General features: G+C 43.7%; 21 protein-coding genes. 15 read left to right on the top strand and 6 right to left on the bottom strand.

All coding sequences use genetic code 11. The features are described from left to right. The first annotated feature begins 1 nt into the window (after nt 1). The 5 genes from flgL (at nt 2) to P343_RS33890 (ending at nt 3,205) form a co-directional block, all read left to right on the top strand. On the top strand, nt 2–898 hold the full coding sequence (gene flgL, locus P343_RS33910) for a flagellar hook-associated protein FlgL (protein WP_023511366.1): 897 nt from the start codon (nt 2–4) through the stop codon (nt 896–898). A gap of 62 nt (nt 899–960) precedes the next feature. Further along, nucleotides 961–1,554 carry a DUF6470 family protein gene (locus P343_RS33905; protein ID WP_023511365.1) on the top strand — a complete coding sequence of 198 codons (594 nt, stop codon included), beginning with the start codon at nt 961–963 and terminating at the stop codon, nt 1,552–1,554. An 8-nt stretch (nt 1,555–1,562) separates the two neighbouring features. After that, the gene (gene fliW / locus P343_RS0119225) at nt 1,563–2,000 is read left to right on the top strand and encodes a flagellar assembly protein FliW (protein WP_031264204.1); all 438 of its coding nucleotides are present in this window, start codon (nt 1,563–1,565) and stop codon (nt 1,998–2,000) included. Nucleotides 2,001–2,004: 4 nt separating this feature from the next. Beyond that, nucleotides 2,005–2,244 (top strand): carbon storage regulator CsrA, encoded by a 240-nt coding sequence (csrA, locus tag P343_RS33900; RefSeq protein WP_023511364.1) that lies wholly within the window; start codon nt 2,005–2,007, stop codon nt 2,242–2,244. 622 nt (nt 2,245–2,866) lie between these two features. Next, the gene (locus P343_RS33890; RefSeq protein ID WP_023511362.1) at nt 2,867–3,205 is read left to right on the top strand and encodes a hypothetical protein; all 339 of its coding nucleotides are present in this window, start codon (nt 2,867–2,869) and stop codon (nt 3,203–3,205) included. 226 nt (nt 3,206–3,431) lie between these two features. Here P343_RS33890 and P343_RS33885 read toward each other — a convergent pair whose 3' ends face one another. From P343_RS33885 to P343_RS0119215, 3 genes are all read right to left on the bottom strand, one after another. Further along, on the bottom strand, nt 3,432–4,298 hold the full coding sequence (locus tag P343_RS33885) for an aldose epimerase family protein (protein WP_023511361.1): 867 nt from the start codon (nt 4,296–4,298) through the stop codon (nt 3,432–3,434). A gap of 249 nt (nt 4,299–4,547) precedes the next feature. Beyond that, nucleotides 4,548–5,924, bottom strand: a complete 1,377-nt coding sequence (locus P343_RS33875) for a dipeptidase (RefSeq protein ID WP_023511359.1) — start codon at nt 5,922–5,924, stop codon at nt 4,548–4,550. Between the two features lie 114 nt (nt 5,925–6,038). Continuing rightward, nucleotides 6,039–6,806, bottom strand: coding sequence for an EcsC family protein (locus P343_RS0119215; protein WP_031264203.1), 768 nt, complete (start codon nt 6,804–6,806; stop codon nt 6,039–6,041). Between the two features lie 153 nt (nt 6,807–6,959). Between P343_RS0119215 and P343_RS33870 the strand changes: the two genes are divergently transcribed. Then, nucleotides 6,960–8,564 carry a hypothetical protein gene (locus P343_RS33870; RefSeq protein WP_152525322.1) on the top strand — a complete coding sequence of 535 codons (1,605 nt, stop codon included), beginning with the start codon at nt 6,960–6,962 and terminating at the stop codon, nt 8,562–8,564. A gap of 270 nt (nt 8,565–8,834) precedes the next feature. On the opposite strand, the gene P343_RS33865 is transcribed toward P343_RS33870, so the two are convergent. Then, a complete protein-coding gene (locus tag P343_RS33865; protein WP_023511357.1) occupies nt 8,835–9,803 on the bottom strand; it encodes a hypothetical protein in 969 nt (322 codons plus the stop codon). Nucleotides 9,804–10,338: 535 nt separating this feature from the next. Here P343_RS33865 and P343_RS36980 point away from each other — a divergent pair. Then, a complete protein-coding gene (locus tag P343_RS36980; protein WP_152525321.1) occupies nt 10,339–10,563 on the top strand; it encodes a hypothetical protein in 225 nt (74 codons plus the stop codon). Nucleotides 10,564–10,574: 11 nt separating this feature from the next. On the opposite strand, the gene P343_RS33860 is transcribed toward P343_RS36980, so the two are convergent. Further along, nucleotides 10,575–10,802, bottom strand: a complete 228-nt coding sequence (locus P343_RS33860; RefSeq protein WP_023511355.1) for a hypothetical protein — start codon at nt 10,800–10,802, stop codon at nt 10,575–10,577. A 302-nt stretch (nt 10,803–11,104) separates the two neighbouring features. Here P343_RS33860 and P343_RS33855 point away from each other — a divergent pair, with 302 nt between their 5' ends. From P343_RS33855 to fliT, 5 genes are all read left to right on the top strand, one after another. Further along, entirely contained in the window at nt 11,105–12,511 is a 1,407-nt protein-coding gene (locus P343_RS33855) for a flagellin N-terminal helical domain-containing protein (RefSeq protein ID WP_023511354.1), read from the top strand. A gap of 156 nt (nt 12,512–12,667) precedes the next feature. After that, nucleotides 12,668–13,045: a flagellar protein FlaG gene (locus P343_RS33850; protein ID WP_023511353.1), complete on the top strand. Its 378-nt coding sequence runs from the start codon at nt 12,668–12,670 to the stop codon at nt 13,043–13,045. A gap of 21 nt (nt 13,046–13,066) precedes the next feature. After that, nucleotides 13,067–14,953, top strand: coding sequence for a flagellar filament capping protein FliD (fliD, locus tag P343_RS33845; RefSeq protein ID WP_023511352.1), 1,887 nt, complete (start codon nt 13,067–13,069; stop codon nt 14,951–14,953). A 16-nt stretch (nt 14,954–14,969) separates the two neighbouring features. Beyond that, entirely contained in the window at nt 14,970–15,365 is a 396-nt protein-coding gene (gene fliS, locus P343_RS33840; RefSeq protein WP_023511351.1) for a flagellar export chaperone FliS, read from the top strand. 1 nt (nt 15,366) lies between these two features. Next, entirely contained in the window at nt 15,367–15,711 is a 345-nt protein-coding gene (gene fliT, locus P343_RS33835; RefSeq protein ID WP_031264200.1) for a flagellar protein FliT, read from the top strand. A 224-nt stretch (nt 15,712–15,935) separates the two neighbouring features. On the opposite strand, the gene P343_RS37265 is transcribed toward fliT, so the two are convergent. Then, nucleotides 15,936–16,073 carry a hypothetical protein gene (locus P343_RS37265; protein WP_023511349.1) on the bottom strand — a complete coding sequence of 46 codons (138 nt, stop codon included), beginning with the start codon at nt 16,071–16,073 and terminating at the stop codon, nt 15,936–15,938. A 410-nt stretch (nt 16,074–16,483) separates the two neighbouring features. On the opposite strand from P343_RS37265, the gene hpf reads away from it, so the two are divergent. The 3 genes from hpf (at nt 16,484) to prfB (ending at nt 21,434) form a co-directional block, all read left to right on the top strand. Beyond that, nucleotides 16,484–17,026: a ribosome hibernation-promoting factor, HPF/YfiA family gene (hpf, locus tag P343_RS33830; protein ID WP_023511348.1), complete on the top strand. Its 543-nt coding sequence runs from the start codon at nt 16,484–16,486 to the stop codon at nt 17,024–17,026. A 764-nt stretch (nt 17,027–17,790) separates the two neighbouring features. Beyond that, complete coding sequence (gene secA, locus P343_RS33825) at nt 17,791–20,307, top strand: preprotein translocase subunit SecA (protein ID WP_031264199.1); 2,517 nt, start codon at nt 17,791–17,793, stop codon at nt 20,305–20,307. Nucleotides 20,308–20,335: 28 nt separating this feature from the next. Next, nucleotides 20,336–21,434 (top strand): peptide chain release factor 2 gene (gene prfB / locus P343_RS33820; protein WP_152525319.1). Its coding sequence is split into 2 segments (ribosomal slippage): nt 20,336–20,398 and nt 20,400–21,434, totalling 1,098 coding nucleotides; the frame shifts between segments, so codons are not numbered across the junction. Nucleotides 21,435–21,561: the final 127 nt, after the last annotated feature.

Genomic DNA, 21,561 nt, shown 5'->3' with positions numbered 1-21,561 from the left:
AATGCGTATAACACAAGGCATGATGACCAATAATGTTCTGCAAAATATTTCTGGCGGCTACAGCAAAATCGCTGATTACCAGAATCAGCTTGCGTCCGGCAAGAAAATTACCCGACCTTCTCAGGACCCGGTTGTTGCAACGATGGGTATTGCCTACCGTACAGACGTGAGCCATGTCGAGCAGTACCAAAAAAATGTGACGAACGCTTATAAATGGCTGGACAGTTCCGATGATACCTTAAAGCAGGTGGATGACGTGCTGAACCGGGTTCGAGAACTGACGAATGAAGCAAGTACGGATACATATACGGCCGATCAGCGAAAAGCGATTGGCGCAGAAGTGGATCAGCTGACACAACAACTCGTCAGTCTGGGCAATACGCAGGTTGGCGGTCAGTATATTTTCAGCGGCAGCGACTCGGCAAACTCGCTCCTAACTCAAGCAGCGGATGGAACCGTCACGATCAATCAAACTGCATTGAATAATCCTGATTTTTCAGTGGCTGTCAATGACGGTATTAAAATGGCGATCAATGTAAACCCGAATCAAGTGTTTACCTCATCGTTGTTCAGCGATTTAAACGATTTAAAAAATGCGCTGAACGGCGGGAGTGCAACTGGCACCGATATTAACAATTATCTAGGTAAAATTGACACCCATCTGGATGCTTTAAGTAATGCACAAGCCGACCTTGGTGCGAAGACCAATCGAATTGATATGACAAAGAATCGATTGGACGCGCAAAAAACAATCGCGACGCAGGTCATGTCCGACAATGAGGACGCGGACTATGCGGAAACGATTGTTAAACTGAATCAACAGCAAAACGTGTATAATGCTTCACTTTCTGTGGGTGCCAAGATCATCCAGACATCACTCGTTGACTTTTTGCGCTGATTAAAAACAGGTTGAGCAATTCATCATTGAAGCAGGCACCTTTTTAAGAATAAGGTGAGAATATGGCAATTACTTTTCCACATTTAGAGATGCATCAGGTTTTCGGTAAAATAGCAATGAGCACGCAAAATGCGTTTCAGACGATGCGTCAGCCGAAAGCCGACCAGTCCATTCAGCAGCCCAAAGCGGAAATGACGATTGAGCGTCAACCTGGCAAAGTGGCGATTGACCAGTCGGCGGGATGGCATAATCTAGATTTGAAATCGGCCAGAGTACGAATCGCCGAAGCGGCTGAGGCCGGCAAGCAGGCAGTGCTCGACGGCATTTCCCGGCATGCTCAAGAAGGGGACGAGCTCCTGCATATTGAACGCAACAAAGGAAAAAATCTATTTGCGAAGCAAGCAGCAAATAATGTAGATCTTGCTGTGATTGGTACACATTATAATACCGGAAGCACTCCGGCATCAGAGGCGGTCAGCTATGAGGTAACACCTACACAGCTTCAGATAAGCTGGCAGACCCACGCTCCAATTATTGAAGCAGGCGTCCGTGCTCCTGAATTAACCTATCAACCTGGACAGGTTAATGTTTCGATGCAGCAATACCCGTCACTCGACATTCAAGCGGTCGGCATTTTTGTCGATGAGAAAGGATAAAGCGGCTCATGATCATTCAAACAAAGTATTTTGGTGAACAGGAAATTAAAGAAACCGAGATTATTTCATTTTCATTTGGTATTCCCGGCTTTGCCCATGACAAACGCTTCATCCTTCAGCCGTTCGGTGAAGCTTTTTCCATTCTGCAGTCTGTTGACGATGAAGATGTCGCATTCATTGTTACCTCACCATTTTTATATTTTGAGGGTTATAGTGTTGATCTCCCTGATCACTTCGTACAGCAATTGGATATCCGTTCTCAAGAAGATGTCGCCGTCTGGGTGATCGTCAGTGTCCGAAAACCGTTTTCTGAATCAACCGTTAATCTTAAGGCACCGATCATTATTAACGGCAGCAAGAAACTGGGTAAACAGTATATTCCGGATCGTTCTGATTACTCGCTAAGAGCGCGCTTGGCTGCTGCCGCGTCAGAAAAAAGGGCGTGACGACATGCTCATACTGACAAGAAAACTTGGTGAGTCGATTCGAATCGGTGACGATATTGAAGTGAAAATTGTTGCGATCGCTGGAGATCAGATCAAGCTCGGAATTACAGCACCGCGTGAGGTTGACGTCAACCGTGGTGAGATTTACGAGGCAATCCAGAAGGAAAACAGCCGAGCAGTGAGCGGCGATCTGCCAGAAGACATTCTAACAGCGATGAAAGCAATGAAGAAGAAAAAGAAGTAATGGATAACACGGGAAACCGTGTTTTTTGCTTTTTGGGATAAAAATAGAAAAAAGTTGCTGTCATCGGAAGCTCAGATCGATCCATTCAAGCGGAAATGATCGATAAATCCGTGAAAGTGATCGATATATTTTCAGAAGTGATCGATTTATCCTTCAAACTGATCGATAGACTTCTAATTGAGACAGAGGAGACGGCTTCTGGTATTGGATTTTAGCGTTTCCTCGACATTCCCAGTTTTTTATAATTGTGAACACAAATGTATGCACAGATGCGGTTCACGTATTCATTGATCAATAGATTAATCTTTTGACAGATCACGATGTTCAGGATAAAATAAGAAAAATTACGAGATGTATAGCTTATGAGACGGTGATCATAGTCCAAACCGTTCGCGTAAATGGGGGTTTGGCATTCGAAAAGCACAGACAGAAAATCAATTGCCATATTATTAAAAAGTGTAACAATTTTGCGATCTTTTAATAAAATGGACAAAACAGATTTTTTCGTCGACGAGCAGTGTCCGAAGATGTTCATGGGCGTGTTCACTATGAGTCTTCACTGCATGAATGGCGTTTTTAATCCGTAGACGCGCATCGAAAGATAAAAGGGAGGGCTCTACACATGATGAATCATCCAAAATATGCAAAGATCGATGACTATCTTGACCTGTACCTCTTCGCCGCGAAAATGAATGATCACGAATGGCAGAAAGAAATCAAGAATAATTTGGCAGCATTTCTCAAAGAGTCGTCAGAACGTGACCGACAGAGAGAAAGTGATCTGCGTGTACAATTAACCTACGTGAATCGTAGAATCTTGGGCTTGTATCAGCAACTACGCCAACGCAATGTCCAGCTGACAGAAGGAATCACAAATGAACTGTATGCTTTAAAGCAACGAAGAATGGAACTTGAAGCAGAGATTGAAAAGTTGCGTGAACAGAATCGTCGAATCAGTTAACGATCTTATAATAGAGTCTGTTCGAAAAAGAGGACAAAAAGAACCAAGAAGGTCAAGGAAACGCAGCTTTGAGCACCGGAGCGTATGCGAATAATACGTGAGGAGCGAAGAAGCAAGTTGACACAGAGATTCGCTGGTGATTTTTCCCGGATTTTTCGAACACCCTCTAATAGGAAAACGGTTGTCCTCAAATTACGAGGGCAACCGTTTGTTTTACCAATAAACCTTAACGATTTTCAAGATGGATAGAGACGTTTAATTCAATCGGTTCGCCAGGATTAACCAGTAGCAAATCCTTCTTAGCTTCATTCATTGCGTTTGTCGTTGCTGTCCACGGCTCAACGCAAACGAAGGGCTGGTCTCCCTCAACCCACAGAACAGTGTAACGAAAGCGTGCGTCCTGATCGAACACCACTTTTTTTGCAGTATTAAAAGCAAACTCAATTCGAGTATCTGCGCCATCGAGTAATACCACCGATTCTTTCAAACCGTTCATGTCGATCACACCGGTAAATGGTTTGATCTTTTGATCGTTGTAATCCAAATACTTCGTTGCTTTGCTGGTTAAGTGAAGCGTTTTATCCGTGATATTGAAATAAGGATGGTAGCCCGGATAGATCGGCATCGGATCTGAGGAAAGATTGCTAACCGTCTGGTCGATACTTAGTCGTCCATTTTCCAGTGTGTACGTGAGTACCACTTCAAAATCAAAAGGATAGGATATCCGCGTTTCTTCCGTACTATGGAAGGAGATTTTGATAGAGGCATGTGCTTCATCGTTCACTTGCCTAATAACGCGCCATGGCCGGGTACGTGCCAGTCCGTGATTCGCCATTTGATAGGTTTCGCCATTCCATTCGTATGTTTTGTCCGCCAGCTGGCCGGCAATCGGAAACAGCACCGGAATACCGCCGCGCACATTCTTGCTTGTGTCAAAAAGTGTAGCTTCATTCATATACAGCACATCTTCGCCGTCTGCGTGAAAAGCCGTCACGATCCCGCCGCGCTCTGGGCAGATATCCACATAAGACGTTTCATCCATTAAACGGATAAAATGTAGGCCTTGCTTATCAAATTCTTTTGTCTGATACATGTTCATCCCTCGATGGTTAGTTTAAGTGTTTCGTTTATCGTTTTTATACTTGCTACGTAAAAGAAAAGCTGTTCTTCACATCTACTTTATCAAATTATTGATGCGCTTTCATGAAAATGTGAAGAATTTAACAAAATCGACGCAAACATGTTTGTTTCAAATATGGATTCAAAAAAAACCGCCGGATGTTGTTATTCCGGCGGATGAAAAACGATTGAGTGAAAATTGTTTATTGTGTGAGTGACGTACTTACGCGTAAAAATGGCCAAGCTCCTGTAAGAACAGGCAGTATGCCTTTTGAATCCGTTTGAAGCTACTCAGACGGTAGAATTCGTTCGGCGCATGCGCACGCTCGTCATCCTGTGATCCACCTAAAGACAGGGATTCCGCGCCAAGCTCACTTTTGAACAAGCTTGTAACCGGCACGGAGCCGCCGGACCACTGTCGTTTAACCGGGTGCCCGGTTATGTCGCTCAGCACTTTTTCCAGTATTTTAAGTGCAGGATTGTCATCAGGTACGCGGTATGGCGTTGTTCCGTGGGCGTCCTCAACGGTTACATCCACAGAACGTAACGTGTGACGCTTGATGTGATCTTCTAATAATTCCTGAATACGCTCAGGTGTCTGATCCGGAACAAGGCGAACGGTAAGCTTCGCATGTGCATCGCAAGGAATGACAGTCTTTCCGCCGGCGCCTTGGTAGCCGCCCCAAATACCGTTGATTTCCAGTGTCGGACGAGCGACGCCACGTTCCATTGGGGTATATTCCGGCTCACCGAAAAATTCCTTAAATCCCGTGCTTTCACGCAGCCCTTCGGGAAATGAATCAAAATCGGCGATTTGTTTCTTTTCATTCTCTGTTAACACACGTACCTGATCGTAAAATCCATCAACAAGGATGCGTCCTTCTTCATCGCGCATCGAATCGAGAATACGGACCAGTTCATGAATGGCATTCGGCGCAATTCCGCCACCCATACCGGAGTGCATATCCATGTCTGCTGTTTTTACATTTAACTGCATTGAAAAGACACCGCGCACACCGGTTCCAACACTCGGATCTTCCTCGGTACCCGCGCCGCTATCGGCACTAACGACCAAATCACAAGCTAATAAATCTTTATGAGTACTGATAAAATTGCCTAAGGATCGGCTGCCGATTTCTTCCTCGCCTTCAAAAAGGAACTTAATATTGAGCGGCAATGCGCCATCAGTATTTAGCAACGCCTCGCTAGCGATGATCGGGAGGAGCAGGTTGCCTTTCATATCTGAGGCTGCGCGTGCGTACACTTTTCCATCATTGATAACCGGTTCAAAAGGATCCGAGTCCCAAAGTTCGAGCGGCTCAGCCGGCTGAACGTCAAAGTGGCCATAAATCAGCACAGTAGGTAGGCCATCCGCATGCAGCCAGTCGCCGTATATTACGGGATGGCCACCGGTTTCTAGTGTTTTCACATGCTCAATACCCGCGTGTTCCAGCCTTTTTCCAACCCATTCAGCAGCTGCGCGCACATCTTTTGCGTACGCAGGATCAGCTGATATGCTCGGAATGTGGAGCAATTCAAAATAATCTTGAAGAAAACGTTCTTGATGTTCAGCCAGATAAGTCTGCCATTGTTCGGACACTATGTATCATCTCCAGTTGTCTTAATCTAGTTTCAGTTTAGTTTATTCTGACAATCATGTAAATCAAGACAACCTGGCACCAAGTGTCAGGGAGATGAAGCTGCCATATTGTGTTCACTTTGGCGTTAGCTCACCACTGAGTCTCTTCAATTCGTTAAGATCACGCTCAATCACCGTTCGATCATCCGCTAAACCTGCGGCCAATGCTTTCTTAAGTCGGCGAGCCATCGGCTTCATTGTGGCATAGGTCATTCCTCCGGACACCGCGCCGCCGAGAATCGGCACCGTTTTTGATACGCCTCTCGCAAAGGTGCTCTTTGTCATTTTTATCCCGAAAAATCGCACGACCTTCCTGATCAGCGGGTAGTAGAGTGTTTGCTCGAGCGCTTTTTGCGGAATGCGTTCTAATGCTCTGGCAGACAGCTTTGATGACAATACACGCAGCATTGCTCCAGTTCCGCTGATACCCAGCATCACGCCCAAATAGAGAATAAGTGTTTCTTGTCCCTTTTTATCTGATGAATCTTCAGTAAGCCATAAGTCCTCACGTCCGTATAGATACCCCAGCTCCTGAGCGAGACGAAGCGCAACCGTATAAAATTGCGCCGTATCAGCCGGAAGGGTTGCCGCAATCGCGAGTCCGCCTGGAACACCTGCGGCAAACGACATTGCTGAACTTTTCCATGTCGCATGGTGAATCAGTTGGGAAGCTTTCCGATCCAGCTCCGCTTGTCCAAAATAACGTACGGGTCCGACTTCCATCAGTCGGTTAATATCTTCTTTCGGGAATGCCCTCTTAAAAAAATCGTTACGATTTACTTTCAGTCCCGGCATCTTCAAAACAATGTCAAGAAATGTATGAGTTAATTGTGTAGTTCGCATGTACTGGCTCCTTTTGGGATCAAGTTCGAAACAGTAAATCTTCTTATATTACTTTTCCAATGATTAAGTGGTTTCATTCGATACAGAAACAATGGCTGATTCATCGCTGTTTGGGCAAAATAAAGGATGAAAAACATGATCAGGATGGAGAACATGAGCGAATTTGAAAACTATAGACCGTACTGGCCGGAAACCGTGATTTTCTGGGGCGCGGGAACCACCAAGCCGTTACATATGAAAACAACGAAGGATCTGGGACGGGCCTTTCAGGCACTGGCTGAAGCATCCGACGGTGAAAAGGAAAAAAAGATACGGAACGCCATTGATGAAGTGCTTCCCAAGGCAAATGAACAAATACGCAGCGAGATGTGCGCCTTATTAAAACTTATTGATTCGGATTTTCAAGTTCAAGACGAAGAAGCGATGCGCATACTTGAGATTCCCGAGACACGTGCGCGACACTTAAAAAGGCTTTATGATTGGCGGGCGGTTAAATTGGTGATTGAGCGCTGTCCGCGAAATCAGGATCACCAATTCAGTCTCGATGATTTATATAATTTGCTGGATGTTCATATTCAGTCTCAAAAGGGAATCGAAGTGGAAGAACGGTTTATTACACTTGATCGGCTGATTTCGGCGCGACGAACACTGGATATGCTGACTCAATTAATGCATGCAATCGGTTATACTGAATTGATCCATAATCCGGAAACCTTGCCACTTTATCAGCACTATCATCAATTTGCGAAGCTATTGGCTGAGCGGATGACGGACGAAGGTTTGTTAAGAGCAACCGAGACCGACTTCGATGAACGCCGCTTTTATTTATTCAGTTATGCGGTTATTTCGATGAATTGGGATCCGATTTTTCTCTGGCTAATCTTTAACGCGCATAAAGAATTAAACAGCAAGAAGGAGTGCCCAAGCATTGGTTCACCACCGCAACCAATGAAACTGTTTAACGATCTTGCTCATTTTATTGCCGTGAGGAATGTGGAGGGAAAGAAACCATTCGCCTGGTTTCCAATGAATGAAACGGCAGTGCAGCAGCTGAATGATGAGGAGTACTTGACTGGGCGGAGGGTCAGAATCGGCAAGTTTTACTTTCCGCATGGCTGCCATGGGTTCAGGCAATGCCCGAAATGCGGCAAACTGACCTTTTATCTAGGCAACGAATGGTTGATTGATTCGCCAAGCCTGTTTCCGCCGCAGATTCTGCCCTCGCTTTCCCCAAGAATGCCGCGGTCGCTTGAGGAAAAAGAAGCGATGGATGCCGGCATTTATGACGCCGTTCAATGCATTCATTGCGGAACAATTACCGAAACGCATCATACGGCGATTACGATGCAGACCCAATTCAAAGCGGTACAGCCTTCCTTTATCCAAGAAATTCAGAACGATATGAAAGTGGCACTCGAAAATGCACGACACATCATCTTTGCCGGCTACTCACTGCCTGATGACGATTTTATCGGACGAATCATCCTTTCCGCACGCCGCAAAATGGATAGTGAAAAAGTGAAGTGCTCAGTGATCGGATTTGATCGGGATGCTGAGGACAAATGGATGTATGGAGAGCATTTGAAAAATTATTTTCAATCCCACGAAAACTCAGGATTGACGAACACATGCCGCCGCGTTGCCGGAATTTTTGGCGAGAAAAATGTCCGAGCATATGGAGCGGGCTTCCCAAATGTATTTATGAAAAACGGGAAAGCGGACAAAGAAAAAGTCGAAGAGATGATGCGGGTATGGTAAAAAAGGCTTTATATGAGGGGCACAAATGTCAAAACTATGAGCAGTGTTTAGCAATTGGAGCTGAAATTTTTATGTGAGGGGACCAGGATATCCCGAGCGATCAATCGAGTGATCAGATTGATAGAATCAATTTAGGTTTAGAGAACCCCCCCTTGAAGTTGAACTTTTGTTGTCCAACTTCAGGGGGGCAGTTCATTATGCCATTGAAAGGCTGTTCTTTTTATCATTACAGAGGAGCAAACCTATGGCCGAACTGGTTGCTCTTTCCCATTAACCTAGAAAACTTCGAACAATCCGTACGATTGCATCCATGTCTTTTTCATTGTAGCGCTGATCAATAGGCAGTGGGATCAAATTCTTAGCCAGATGATACTCGAAACTAGAAGTTGGAACGCGCGACGTCACTTTTTCCCAGAAATCATCGGTGTAAATTTGATGCTTCAATAAATAATCTTTTAATTGTTCACCGCGGTCGATGAGGAACGGATAGCACATCGGTCCGTTCACATTGCTGAAATTCGCATTCAGTTGATTGTATGCTCCAAATTGTTTGTGAAGATAACGGAAATTCGCATTTCGTGTAGCGCGCACGTGCTCGTAATCAATACTTCTCAATACTCGTTGCGTGGTACGAGACATCGCCTGCATCCCGCATGTGTCAAGATACGCTTCATTTTGTTCGAACAGCGGCTCTGCTGGCACACTGCCCAAATCAATCTGTTTTAGCAGCGCATCGAAGCGATAATAGGACGGATCTCGATCCAAATCAATCCGTTTCTCAGTATTGCTAAATAAATAGCCGCCATCCGGTACGCCGAAGAACTTGCGAGCCGAGTAAAGGGTATCCACGTGCTCCAGCGGCAGGTCAAAAAACGCCTGCGTATTGTCAATAATGAGATGCTGCATTTTGTGGCAAAGTTCCCGGACATTACCTGTGTTTAATCCGAAGTAGTTGACATAAAAGAAGCAAGCATCGTTCTCTGGAACCTGATCGAAAACCGGCGCAAAATGCTCATCAATAGAGTAAAAGACATAATCAATGTTTAGCCGCTTGATCGGTTGAAGCACACTATCGCAGATGTAGGCAGGCAGATAGATTTTCTTATAGTTTCGCGCGCGTAGCACATACTCCAGACAATAACGTGCACTGTTCAGGTGAATGGCTCCTCGGTGGTATTCGGTTTGCTTCGGCAGCTCAAGTGAAAAAAAGCCGCCGATGATTTTTTGTTTTTCGGTCATGTGATCACCTAATTTTTATCCTTGCTCAATGCCATGTTGTGCAATTTCATTAAAAAGGTCAAGGGTTTTTGGAAAAGACTGATAAAATAAAAAACAAAAGATCTCCGGATTTTCAGCAGTAGCACGCATATCATATGTTCTCACTTACTAATGAAATGATTTTGATAGGGAAAAAAGATCGAGTTATAGGAGCAACCTATTTAACGAATACAGTACCCTATAGTTTGAGACGCTTTTAGTCGAATAGCTATCAATAGATCGGTAATAAATCAGTTTCACAGATCTTAGAAGAAGTGAGGCGGAGGCAGGTGATAAAAAAGCTATTGGCAGTAGTTTCATTGATTACTGCATACGGTTGTTCACATACAGAAAAAATCTCTGTTAACTTACATGAGGTTCAAGATGATTCTTCATCGAGCAGCAAGTTCATTTCGACCCAAGCCTCTCGATTGCTTCCTATACAATTAGATTCAAGAGCTTATCCGATTTATAAAAAACAGACACCATCACGGTTAAAGTTATAACTGCACTCGGCGTGAAGGTAAGCTATGCTTATTTTCCATCCCCGACCTTCCAACAGTCTGTTAAAGCTGATGAAAATGGCCGTTTTACCCTAAACATCCCGGTAACCAAGAATAATGACTATGTAAGAGTACGTGTGAACAAAACAGGCTATATCTCAAACAAGCGCGATGTCGTCATGGCCATCAGCCAGGACAATAATTTGATCCAAGTTCGCTTTTTGCCGACGATTCATTAACGCTAATGCAACTAGCGTTCAAACCCAAGAACGCGCAACAACAAACCAGGATAGACAATAATGACTACAATAACCATCAATAGTACAGTCAGCCACACCGCTTTTCTTTTATTAGTCGATTGTTTGATGAGGGAAAAACTAACAATCAACCCATTTAAGATCAAAAGCGGCGCATGAAGATATTGTGGTAGGAACGTTAATAACGCAGACAACATGATGATATAAAGGAAGATTTTCATGTGAAAACTTGATACCCCCTAACATCTATGCTTAATCTTACCATATCAAGAAAAATGAACAGTTTTGATTCACGTGTCTTTCTAAAAATACTAGTGATATTTTCGATAATAGTTATGGAGTAGGTATGATAAACCTCTGTTTGATCATTTTTATATTGCTGCTATAAAATATCAAATTTTAACTAAACATCTTCCTCCTAGTGACGATATATAAAATGTAAGGCGGTTGGGAAGGCGCCTTCCCAATTCCTAATAATTTTCCACATGGACGTGGAATTTCCAATTCAAGGAGGAAATAAGTTATGATTATCAATCACAACATTGCTGCGCTGAATACACTAACTCAGCTCAACAAAAACACAACGGCTACACAAAAATCTCTTGAAAAGCTATCATCAGGTCTTCGTATCAATGGTGCGGCTGATGATGCTGCGGGTCTTGCAATCTCCGAAAAAATGAAAGGCCAGATTCGTGGATTGGATCAAGCAAGCCGCAACGCTCAAGACGGAATTTCTCTTGTTCAGACTGCTGAAGGTTCGTTGAATGAAACCCAAGATATCCTGCAACGTATGCGTGAACTTGCTGTTCAATCGTCAAACGATACTTCAACTGATGCGGATAGAAAAGAAATTCAGAAAGAAATCAGTCAGTTGAAAGATGAAGTAGATCGTATTTCTAACGATACTGAATTCAACACGAAAAAGTTACTTAATGGTAGTGTCGGAAATTCAGCTGTATTAAGCACAGATAACCTTGCATTAAAAACTGTATCTGTTGCAGATGCAAAATTAGCAGCAGATACCTACACAGTTAAAAACGTTGCTCCAGCTACAGTATCTGCAAACATTAATACTAATACCACTGGCTTAGCTGCAACTGATTTGGATTTCACAACTGCTGGTGCTTCAACTGGTTTGAAATTAGGAAACTATACTTTGAATGTCACAGATGGTGCTACAGCAGGAAATTTTGATTTCCAATTATCAGATGAAAATGGTGTTGTAGTTGCTAAAGTAAGTGACGTAAATTACAATGGTGGTACTGATGCGGTTTTAGTTGGTTCTGGTGGTCAAAAATTAACGATTTCCGCTGGTTCCACTGTACAAGCTGGTCAAACGACTCTAAACATTAACGCAAAATATGCAGCTACTGGTGACTTTACAATTACTAACTCTGCTGGTGGTGGCGTTTATTCTAATGCTGCAAACACAGTAATTACTGATAGCGACTTTGAAGCTGGTGGTTTTCAATTTAGCTTAGACATTGATTCAGTACGTAAAGCAGCAGCAACGACCTCTACTATTACAACAACTAACAACGCTTTAACTATGCATATTGGTGCGAATGAAAACCAAACGATGAATGTTGACATCAACAAAATGGATACTAAGAGCTTAGGCGTCGATAATGTTGATGTAACAACTCAAGCTGGAGCAGAAACAGCAATTACTGCTGTGAACGATGCTATCACTAAAGTTTCTTCAGAACGAGCAAAACTAGGTGCTTTTCAAAACCGTCTTGAACACACGGTTAACAACCTGAGTGCATCTTCTGAAAATCTGACTGCAGCTCAGTCTCGAATTGCGGATGTTGACATGGCGGCTGAAATGAGTTCCTTCACGAAGAACAACATCTTGAATCAGGCTGCTCAAGCAATGCTCGCACAGGCAAACCAACTTCCTCAGGGCGTTCTTCAATTACTGAGATAATTAAGATCGTTTTTTGATTTATACTTTACACTAATCAGAGCGGGTCTCCATGATGGGGATCCGCTTTTGATTTAATCTTATACCTATTAAAATATTTAGCCTAAGAACCGATAAAAGTAGTAGAAGAGTTTGTGGATATGTAGAGGAGGACAGAACATGAATACCGATGTTTCGCTAGGCACAACGGAACAAAATTATCAGACAGCCGCATTGCCTTCATCAGTGCAGGGTGATTTACAATCAAATCAAGTAATAAATCATCAAAGTGGTGATTCGGACAAAGGGAAAATGCGGGTCTATTCTCCCTTTACAAAAAAACAATTGGATGATTTAGTTGTTGAGGCAAACAAGCTGTTGAATCCTGAACTGACTGAAATGCATTATGTGCTTCATGATAAATTGAATAAGTATTATGTACAGGTAGAGGATGTAAAAACACATCGTGTGATTAGGGAGATCCCTCCGAAAAAGTTCATGGACATGTACGCAGCAATCGCTGAAAAATTAGGGCTAATTGTGAATAAAAAAATTTGAAGGGTTAAGAGGTGATTCTTTATGGCAGATTCTAGTTCAAGTAGCAGTGTTTCCATTGATTCAATAAATAGTTTGATCGGAGCTACAAATACAAACCGTGTTAGTGGATTGGCGAGTGGAATTGACGTTGATAGTATTGTGGCTAAGTTGATGACTGCGGAGAGTCAGCCACTTGTCCAGATGCAGCAAAATCTGCAACTGATCGAATGGCAACGTGATGATTATCGATCAATGAATACCTTGTTAAGTAATCTACAGACGACGACACAGACGATGAAACTGCAGGGAACTTTTTTAGCAAAAACAACAACTTCCAGCAATCCTTCGCTTGTCACAGCAACTGCTGGTCCAATTTCAGGAAATGCCACCTATACACTCTCGAATATAACGATGGCAACTTCGGCTTATAATAACAGCAAAACAGCAATTACTAATCAGACAAACTTTGATCCGGATCAAAGCATGTGGGATCTTGTTCGTAATGGCGCTTTCAGTAACGGTATAACTTGGAATTTAAATGAAGTTAAAAACGAAACTCAGACTGTAGTCGCGAATGGGCAAACTTTTTCACTTAAGCATGCTTTTGTTAATATCAACAGTTTTCCAAGTGGCAGCCAGATTAATGTTCAAAATGCAGACGGAACGTCTACAAATTATCAGGTAGTTCAAGATTCAAGTATTTATAAAGCAGATGGATCTTCCGGTCCGCAAGTATTACTGGATAGGAAGACGGGGCAAATGACGTTTAATCAGACTTTGACTACAGGATCAAAATTAAACATACCGGATTATAACTATAACTCAATTGATTTTTCAATGAACACGACGGGAACAGACGGCACAGTAAATACGAAATCATTTTCATTTGCTCCTTCCACGTCGCTCAATTCGATTTTATCTGCTATATCGCAATCATCAGCTGGAGTGACTGCTTTTTATGATTCAACGAATAAAGTTGTTTCCATGACACGGACTGATACCGGAAAATTAAACAGCAGTGGTCCGCAGATGCAATTCAACGGCAGCTTTTTGACACAAACACTGCAGATGGACGCAACTAAAGAAAAAGGGGGGACAGACGCTTCGTATAATATTAATGGACTTCCTGCTGCTTCAAAGAGTCATTCAAATACATTTACCCTTGGCGGTGTAACATTTACACTTCAAGGAAATACCGCAAGCTCTTCCGATTCTGTGACAATTCGTGTCAACAATGATACAGATACAGTATTTAAATCGATCTCTGATTTCGTTGACAAATACAACGATACAATCAAACAAATTAATGATAAATTATCGGAAACTCGCAATCGCGATTACCCACCTTTGACCGATTCACAAAAATCAACGATGAAGGATTCGGATATTACTGCTTGGACTACTAAGGCTCAATCAGGTATGCTGTCTAACGATGATATTTTGCGTAATGCGCTTAGTGAAATGCGGACTGATCTATACTCTCCTGTAAGTGGAACATCAAGTTCAAAAATGAATCAGTTAGCTAGTATTGGAATTACGACAAGTTCGAACTATATGGATCATGGGAAACTAATTATTAGTGATCCGGATAAGCTGAAACAGGCGATCAGCACAAATCCTCAAGCCGTTATGGAAATGTTTACAAATACAGGAACTAGCTCTTCATCGCAGGGGATTATACAACGCTTAAACACAACATTGAAGAATACCATAGATCAGATTGAGAACAAGGCCGGAAATACAAACATGACCTTGAGCCAGTATTCAATGGGTGAAAGTATTGACACAATGAATGATCGGATTAGTGCTTTTAAATTGAGACTCCAAGACATTCAAACTCGTTACTACAATCAATTTGACGCCATGGAAGCCGCGATTCAGCAGTCAAACAGCCAAGCTTCTTACTTATCACAACTCACAGGTCAATAATTAAGGGGAGAATATTATGCCCGCAAGTGCGTATAAAACCTACCAACAAAATTCTATTTTAACTGCAACACCTGGGGAATTGACCTTGATGCTCTACAATGGATGCATTAAGTTTATCCGTCAAGCTAAGATCGCTATCACTGAGAAAAATATTGAGGATAAAAACAAGTATCTTCAAAAAGCTCAGGATATCATACGTGAACTGATGGTAACCCTAGACCAGAAACAGCAAGTCGCTCAAAGTATGATGCAGATGTACGATTACATGAATCGCCGCCTGATTGAGGCAAACATCAAAAATGACTTAAAGATCCTTAATGAAGTGGAAGGTCTGGTAACAGAGTTCCGTGATACATGGAAGCAGGTCATTGAGATTACGCAAAAAAATCAACCGAAAAGGGATCATGCGTAAAATGGGACTCCGAGAGGTTTATGATCAAACGGTTAAGTTGGATCATCTGATTGCAGCGTATGACCACACGAACCGTGATCTGTTCATTGAGAAGCTGCAGGAGATGCTTGATGAAAGAGAAGCACTTTTAAAAGAACTTACGGATCATTTCAGTGATTCGGATCGTGAGCTCGGGCATCAAATTGAAGGAATCAACCAAAGAATCGATCAAGGGCTTCAGGCGATTAAGCAGGAAATTGCTAATGACATGAATGCATTTCGACACAGGAAACGTACAGTTAATCGCTACCGCAATCCTTATTCTGGACCGACTAAGGATGGTATGTTTTTAGATAAAAGGGAATGACAATCACCGCAGACGCCGGTGATTATTTTTTTAACCCAAACAACTGGGGACTACCTTCAACCTGAAGTTTTCTAAATTCAGTGGTCACAAATTAGTCATTCGCCCATATACTGATGTCATTGGTGATCGAAATTTGTTACTTAGTTCTTTATTTTTTTTTCGAACAAAACAAATCGCCCACCCGCTAAAATTAACGGATGGGCGTTCGATTCTTTTTCAATTGATTAGTCGGCTACAACAGCTTCACTTTCGGTTTCTGTATTCAGACTTGCGAGGAATTGCAAGTAATTGTAGGTGGATTCTTTTTCGTCTTCATTGAGCTGTTCGAACAATTCAATGATTTCTTCCTTCTTGACTGACATGGTCAAAACTCCTTTTAAGAGATATGGTCACCGTCTCGCTCATTACCTTTGTGTTATGAATTATATTCAAAAGATTGTGTTAGATATTCTTACACTAAATTCATAAATTTATATAGGGAAATGTTGGACAAGATCAGGGCTTTTGCCATAATCTTTCCCTGTTTGCGTAATCATTATATGTGCTATAACAGGCCGCGTCAATACAATTTGGTCCTTTTGCTGCCTGTGTTTTGATTGTATTATTGCATGTGAATAATACCTTTTTTGCATGAATAAATGAATGCGTTTAAATCAGCAGTTTTTGTCGAAAATATGAATATGAAAGCGTTTGTTGTAAAAATATTTTGATGTTTAAGAAGGAATTCGGACGGGAATGGCGAATGTATATAGTATTGAAGGGAGGCTTTCTCATGGATATTATTATTCGCGGGGAAAACATCACAGTGACATCATCTTTGCAGGATTATGCAGAGAAAAGAATCAGCAAACTGGAAAAGTACTTTAATGCACCGATTGAAACGGATGCGCGAGTGAATTTGCGTGTTCACAATACAGAACAGGTGGTTGAAGTCACGATTCCGCTTCAAGGCCTTCTCCTGAGAGCTGAGGTAGGCGAGGAAGATCTTTATTCAGCCATTGATTTGGCGGTTTCCAAGCTTGAACGTCAGATCAAGAAATACAAAACGAAACTGAATCGGAAGGGCCGTCATGGTGCGAAACAAGCCATCCAAAATGCCGGCACTACCGTGACAAAGACGGCTGATGAGGAAGAGACGCTTAGCGTTGTCCGCAAAAAACACTTTGTGTTTAAGCCGATGACGGTAGATGAAGCGATTCTCCAGATGGATATGCTCGGCCATTCCTTCTTTGTTTTTAACAATGCCGATGACAATTCAACGGCGGTCGTGTATCGCCGAAAAGACGGACGCTTTGGTTTGATTGACCAGGAATAACGATTAAAACTTAAGAGCTTGTTCAAAAAGGAGGATAAAAAAGGCCGAGAAGATCAAGGAAGCGCAGTTTCGAGCACCGGAGCGTACTTCTACAGGATGTAGTGACTTCGACGTTACTCACAGGACGTGAGGGTCGTTAGTCGAAGATCCCCTGTAATACGTGAGGAGTGAAGAAACAAGCTGACGCAGAACTTTCACAGGATGTGGTGACTTCTGCGTTGTGCACAGGACGTGCACGTGCTTAGCAGAAGATCTTTCTTACCTTTCCCGGACATTTTTGAACATCCGCTTATATACAGCTGAGGGGAGATTCGCATATGCGGATCTCCTCTTTTAAATGATTAAGCACTCCGACAATTCAACGAAACAGGTCGATAAAACACTAAAGCGCGTTGGATGACATTACTGAATCGCCTAAGTTTGGACATTCTTTAGGATCGCGTCCACAGAACCGTCTATTTTCAAGGCATTCGTTTTGCCTTATAATGTAAATTGTTCACCTTTGGCTACCTGAGGGGACCAAAAACATCGCGAACGGTCGAACATCTGAATGTACATGATTTCGTGTGCCCACATGAGTGCATCTTTGGCAACGCAGTCTGTTGCCAATTGTCACCGATGGCGAATATTGATAAAATAGAGAACATATTGATGAAGACATTTTTTCGGACAGGTTCATACGTGAAAGAATGATATAGGGATTGACTCTGAAGGTGCGGGCAAGCGGCACTAAATCAGAAATCTTAAATGAGGTGTATGCAGGCATGATAGGAATGCTCAAAAGGGTTCTAGGAGATACGAGCCTCCGCAAGCTCAGCAAGATGGAAAAAATCGCGCATGAAATTGAAAAATTGGCGGATGAGACGAAGGCACTGAGCGATGATGCACTTCAGGCGAAGACGCCGGAATTCAAAGAGCGTCTGGAAAAAGGCGAAACGCTTGATGATCTGCTGCCGGAAGCCTTCGCAGTAGTACGTGAAGCATCGACGCGTATTCTGGGCATGACGCCTTACTATGTCCAATTGATTGGCGCGATTGCGCTTCATCAAGGAAACATCGCCGAGATGAAAACCGGTGAAGGTAAAACGCTCGTTGCGACGATGCCGCTTTATCTGAATGCACTTGCAGGTCAAGGTGCTCACCTGGTTACGGTCAACGACTATCTGGCTTCCCGTGACGCGGAGCAGATGGGGCTGTTATATAACTTCCTCGGCTTATCGGTTGGCTTGAATACAAATGGCTTATCCCCTGAGGAAAAGAAAGAGGCATACGCAGCCGATATCACTTACGGAACGAACAGTGAGTTCGGTTTTGACTATCTGCGTGACAACATGGTGCTCTACAAAGAAGAAATGGTTCAGCGTCCGCTGAACTTTGCGATTGTCGATGAAGTGGACTCCATTTTAATTGATGAAGCACGGACGCCTTTGATTATTTCCGGTAATGCTGAGAAGTCTACCGATCTCTATGTACGTGCTAATCAGTTTGCCCGTTTATTGACAGAGAAGCAGGATTATACCGTTGACTTGAAGACAAAATCGGTACAGCTGACTGAAGAAGGCATGACGAAAGCAGAAAACTTTTTCGGCATCAAGAACTTGTATGATTACACGAATGTACAGATCAATCACCATGTGAGTGAAGCAATGAAGGCGCACGCGATCATGCACCTCGACACGGACTATGTTGTTCAAGAAGGTCAGATTGTGATCGTCGATCCGTTTACCGGTCGTTTGATGCAGGGTCGCCGTTACAGCGAAGGCCTTCACCAGGCGATTGAAGCCAAGGAAGGTCTTGAGATCCAGAGCGAGAGCAAGACACTGGCGACGATTACGCTGCAGAACTTTTTCCGCATGTATTCCAAGCTTTCCGGTATGACCGGTACGGCGAAGACGGAAGAAGAAGAATTCCAGAGCATCTACAACATGGATGTTATTGAGATTCCAACGAATAAACCGATGGTCCGTATCGATAACGCGGATCTGATCTATAAATCGCAAAAAGGCAAATTCCATGCTGTTGTGGATGAAATTGCAACGCTCTATCATCGCGGTCAACCGGTGCTCGTTGGTACTGTCGCCGTTGAAACTTCGGAATTGATTTCGAAATTGTTGAAAAGGCGCGGCATTCCGCATAACGTATTGAACGCTAAGAACCATGCGCGTGAAGCAGAAATCATTGAAAATGCAGGGCAAGCAGGCTCGGTAACGATCGCTACCAACATGGCCGGTCGTGGTACCGACATTAAGCTCGGCGAAGGCGTTGCTGACCTTGGCGGTCTGTTCATTCTTGGTACGGAAAGGCATGAATCTCGTCGTATCGACAACCAGCTGCGTGGACGTTCAGGACGTCAGGGGGACCCTGGTGAATCACGTTTCTATCTGTCGCTTGAAGATGATCTGATGAAGCGGTTCGGCTCAGATAAGATGAAGAGCTGGATGGAGCGAATCGGGATGGATGATACATCACCGATTGAAAGCAAGCTCGTCAGCAAGTCGGTTGAAGCAGCTCAGAAACGCGTCGAAGGCAATAACTTTGATGCGCGTAAGCAATTGCTTAAATTTGATGACGTTATGCGCCAGCAGCGTGAAATCATCTACAAACAGCGTATGGAAGTACTCGAGTCGAAGAACCTGCGTCCTGATATTGAAGGCATGATCAAACTGGTCATTGAAAGTCAGGTTCAAGCCCACACACCGGAACGTGAAGTGCCGGAAGAATGGGATCTTCAGGGCGTCATCGACTACCTGAACGCGAAAGTGTTCGACGAAGGCACATTAGCGCTCAGTGATCTTGATGGCAAGGATCCTGAAGAAATGATTGAGGATCTGTATGAAAAAGCAATCGCTCGCTATGATGAAAAAGAGGAGCAATTTACTCCGGATCGGATGCGTGAATTTGAACGTGTGATTACGCTGCGCACGGTCGATACAAAATGGATGGATCATATCGACGCGATGGAACAGCTTCGCGAAGGTATTTATCTGCGTGCTTATGGTCAAGTCGATCCTTACCGCGCATATAATATCGAAGGCTTCAAGATGTTCGAAGAAATGGTTGCCAGTATCGATGAAGAGATTGTCAACTTCCTGATGAAGGCTGAGATCCGTGAGGAACCGATCCAGCGTGAACGTGTGACACACGGCTTGCGCGTGATCTCCGGCGGCCAGGACGACGAACCGGCGAAAAAACAACCCGCCAAGCGCAAGGTGCATGTCGGCCGTAATGATCCGTGCCCATGCGGCAGCGGCAAAAAATATAAAAACTGCCACGGAAAATAATCCGTGCGAAATGGAAAGTAGGATGGACATGGATTTACCTGAAATGAAACACGAAATTGATGAGATGGAAACTCGTCTCAAAGACTTTAGGGGGTCTCTTTGACTTAGATAATAAGAAGGCAAAGATCGCCGAATTGGATGAAAAAATGTCGATGCCGGGCTTTTGGGACAATAATGAAAAAGCTCAAAAAGTTATCGATGAATCCAATGATTTGAAGGGCAAGGTTGACAGCCTGACAGATCTTGAAACAAAATTCGAAGATCTTCAGGTTGCCTATGAACTGGTCAAAGAAGAAGAAGACGAAGATCTTCAAGCTGAGCTTGAGGAATCTCTAGGCGAAGCGCGTACTGCGTTCAACCACTATGAAACACGATTGCTTTTAAGCGGTCCACATGACCGCAACAACGCGATCCTGGAGCTTCATCCGGGTGCGGGCGGCACCGAGGCACAGGACTGGGCGTCAATGTTGCTGCGTATGTATACACGCTGGGCTGAAAATAAAGGCTTCACAGTCGAAACACTGGACTATTTGCCAGGCGATGAAGCAGGAGTAAAGAGCGTCACGTTGATGATCAAGGGACCGGATGCTTACGGTTATTTGAAAGCTGAAAAAGGTATTCACCGTCTGGTGCGTATCTCGCCGTTTGATGCTGCCGGACGCCGCCATACATCCTTTGTATCTTGCGAAGTGGTGCCTGAAATCGATGATGACATTGAGATCGAGATCAAACCGGAGGACTTGCGTGTCGACGTATTCCGTTCCAGTGGTGCCGGCGGTCAGCACATCAACAAGACTTCTTCTGCCGTGCGAATGACGCACCTTCCAACCGGAGTCGTTGTCAGCTGCCAGTCGGAACGCTCTCAGTTCCAGAACCGTGATCAGGCGATGAAAATGCTGAAATCACGTCTTTATCAATTGGAAGAAGAGAAGAAAGAAGCCGAGATGGCTGCACTACATGGTGAGCAGAAAGAAATCGGCTGGGGCAGTCAGATTCGCTCCTACGTCTTCCACCCGTATTCAATGGTCAAAGATCATCGTACCAATGTCGAAATCGGAGACGTTAACCGCGTCATGGACGGCGATCTTGATCCATTTATCGACGCATACCTGCGTCTGCATCTGTGAAAAGAAAAGATTCGGAGGAACCGGTAATTCGGTTCCTTTTTTTCTTGTACTGAAAACCCTAGGCTATGCCTGGGGTTCCGGAAAGCTTCCAGCGATGTATCAAAAAAAGCCTCCCTTCGTGCTAAGA

Source organism: Sporolactobacillus laevolacticus DSM 442, from assembly GCF_000497245.1.
GTDB lineage: Bacteria > Bacillota > Bacilli > Bacillales > Sporolactobacillaceae > Sporolactobacillus > Sporolactobacillus laevolacticus.
This window is presented reverse-complemented; position numbering and strand designations above follow the sequence as displayed.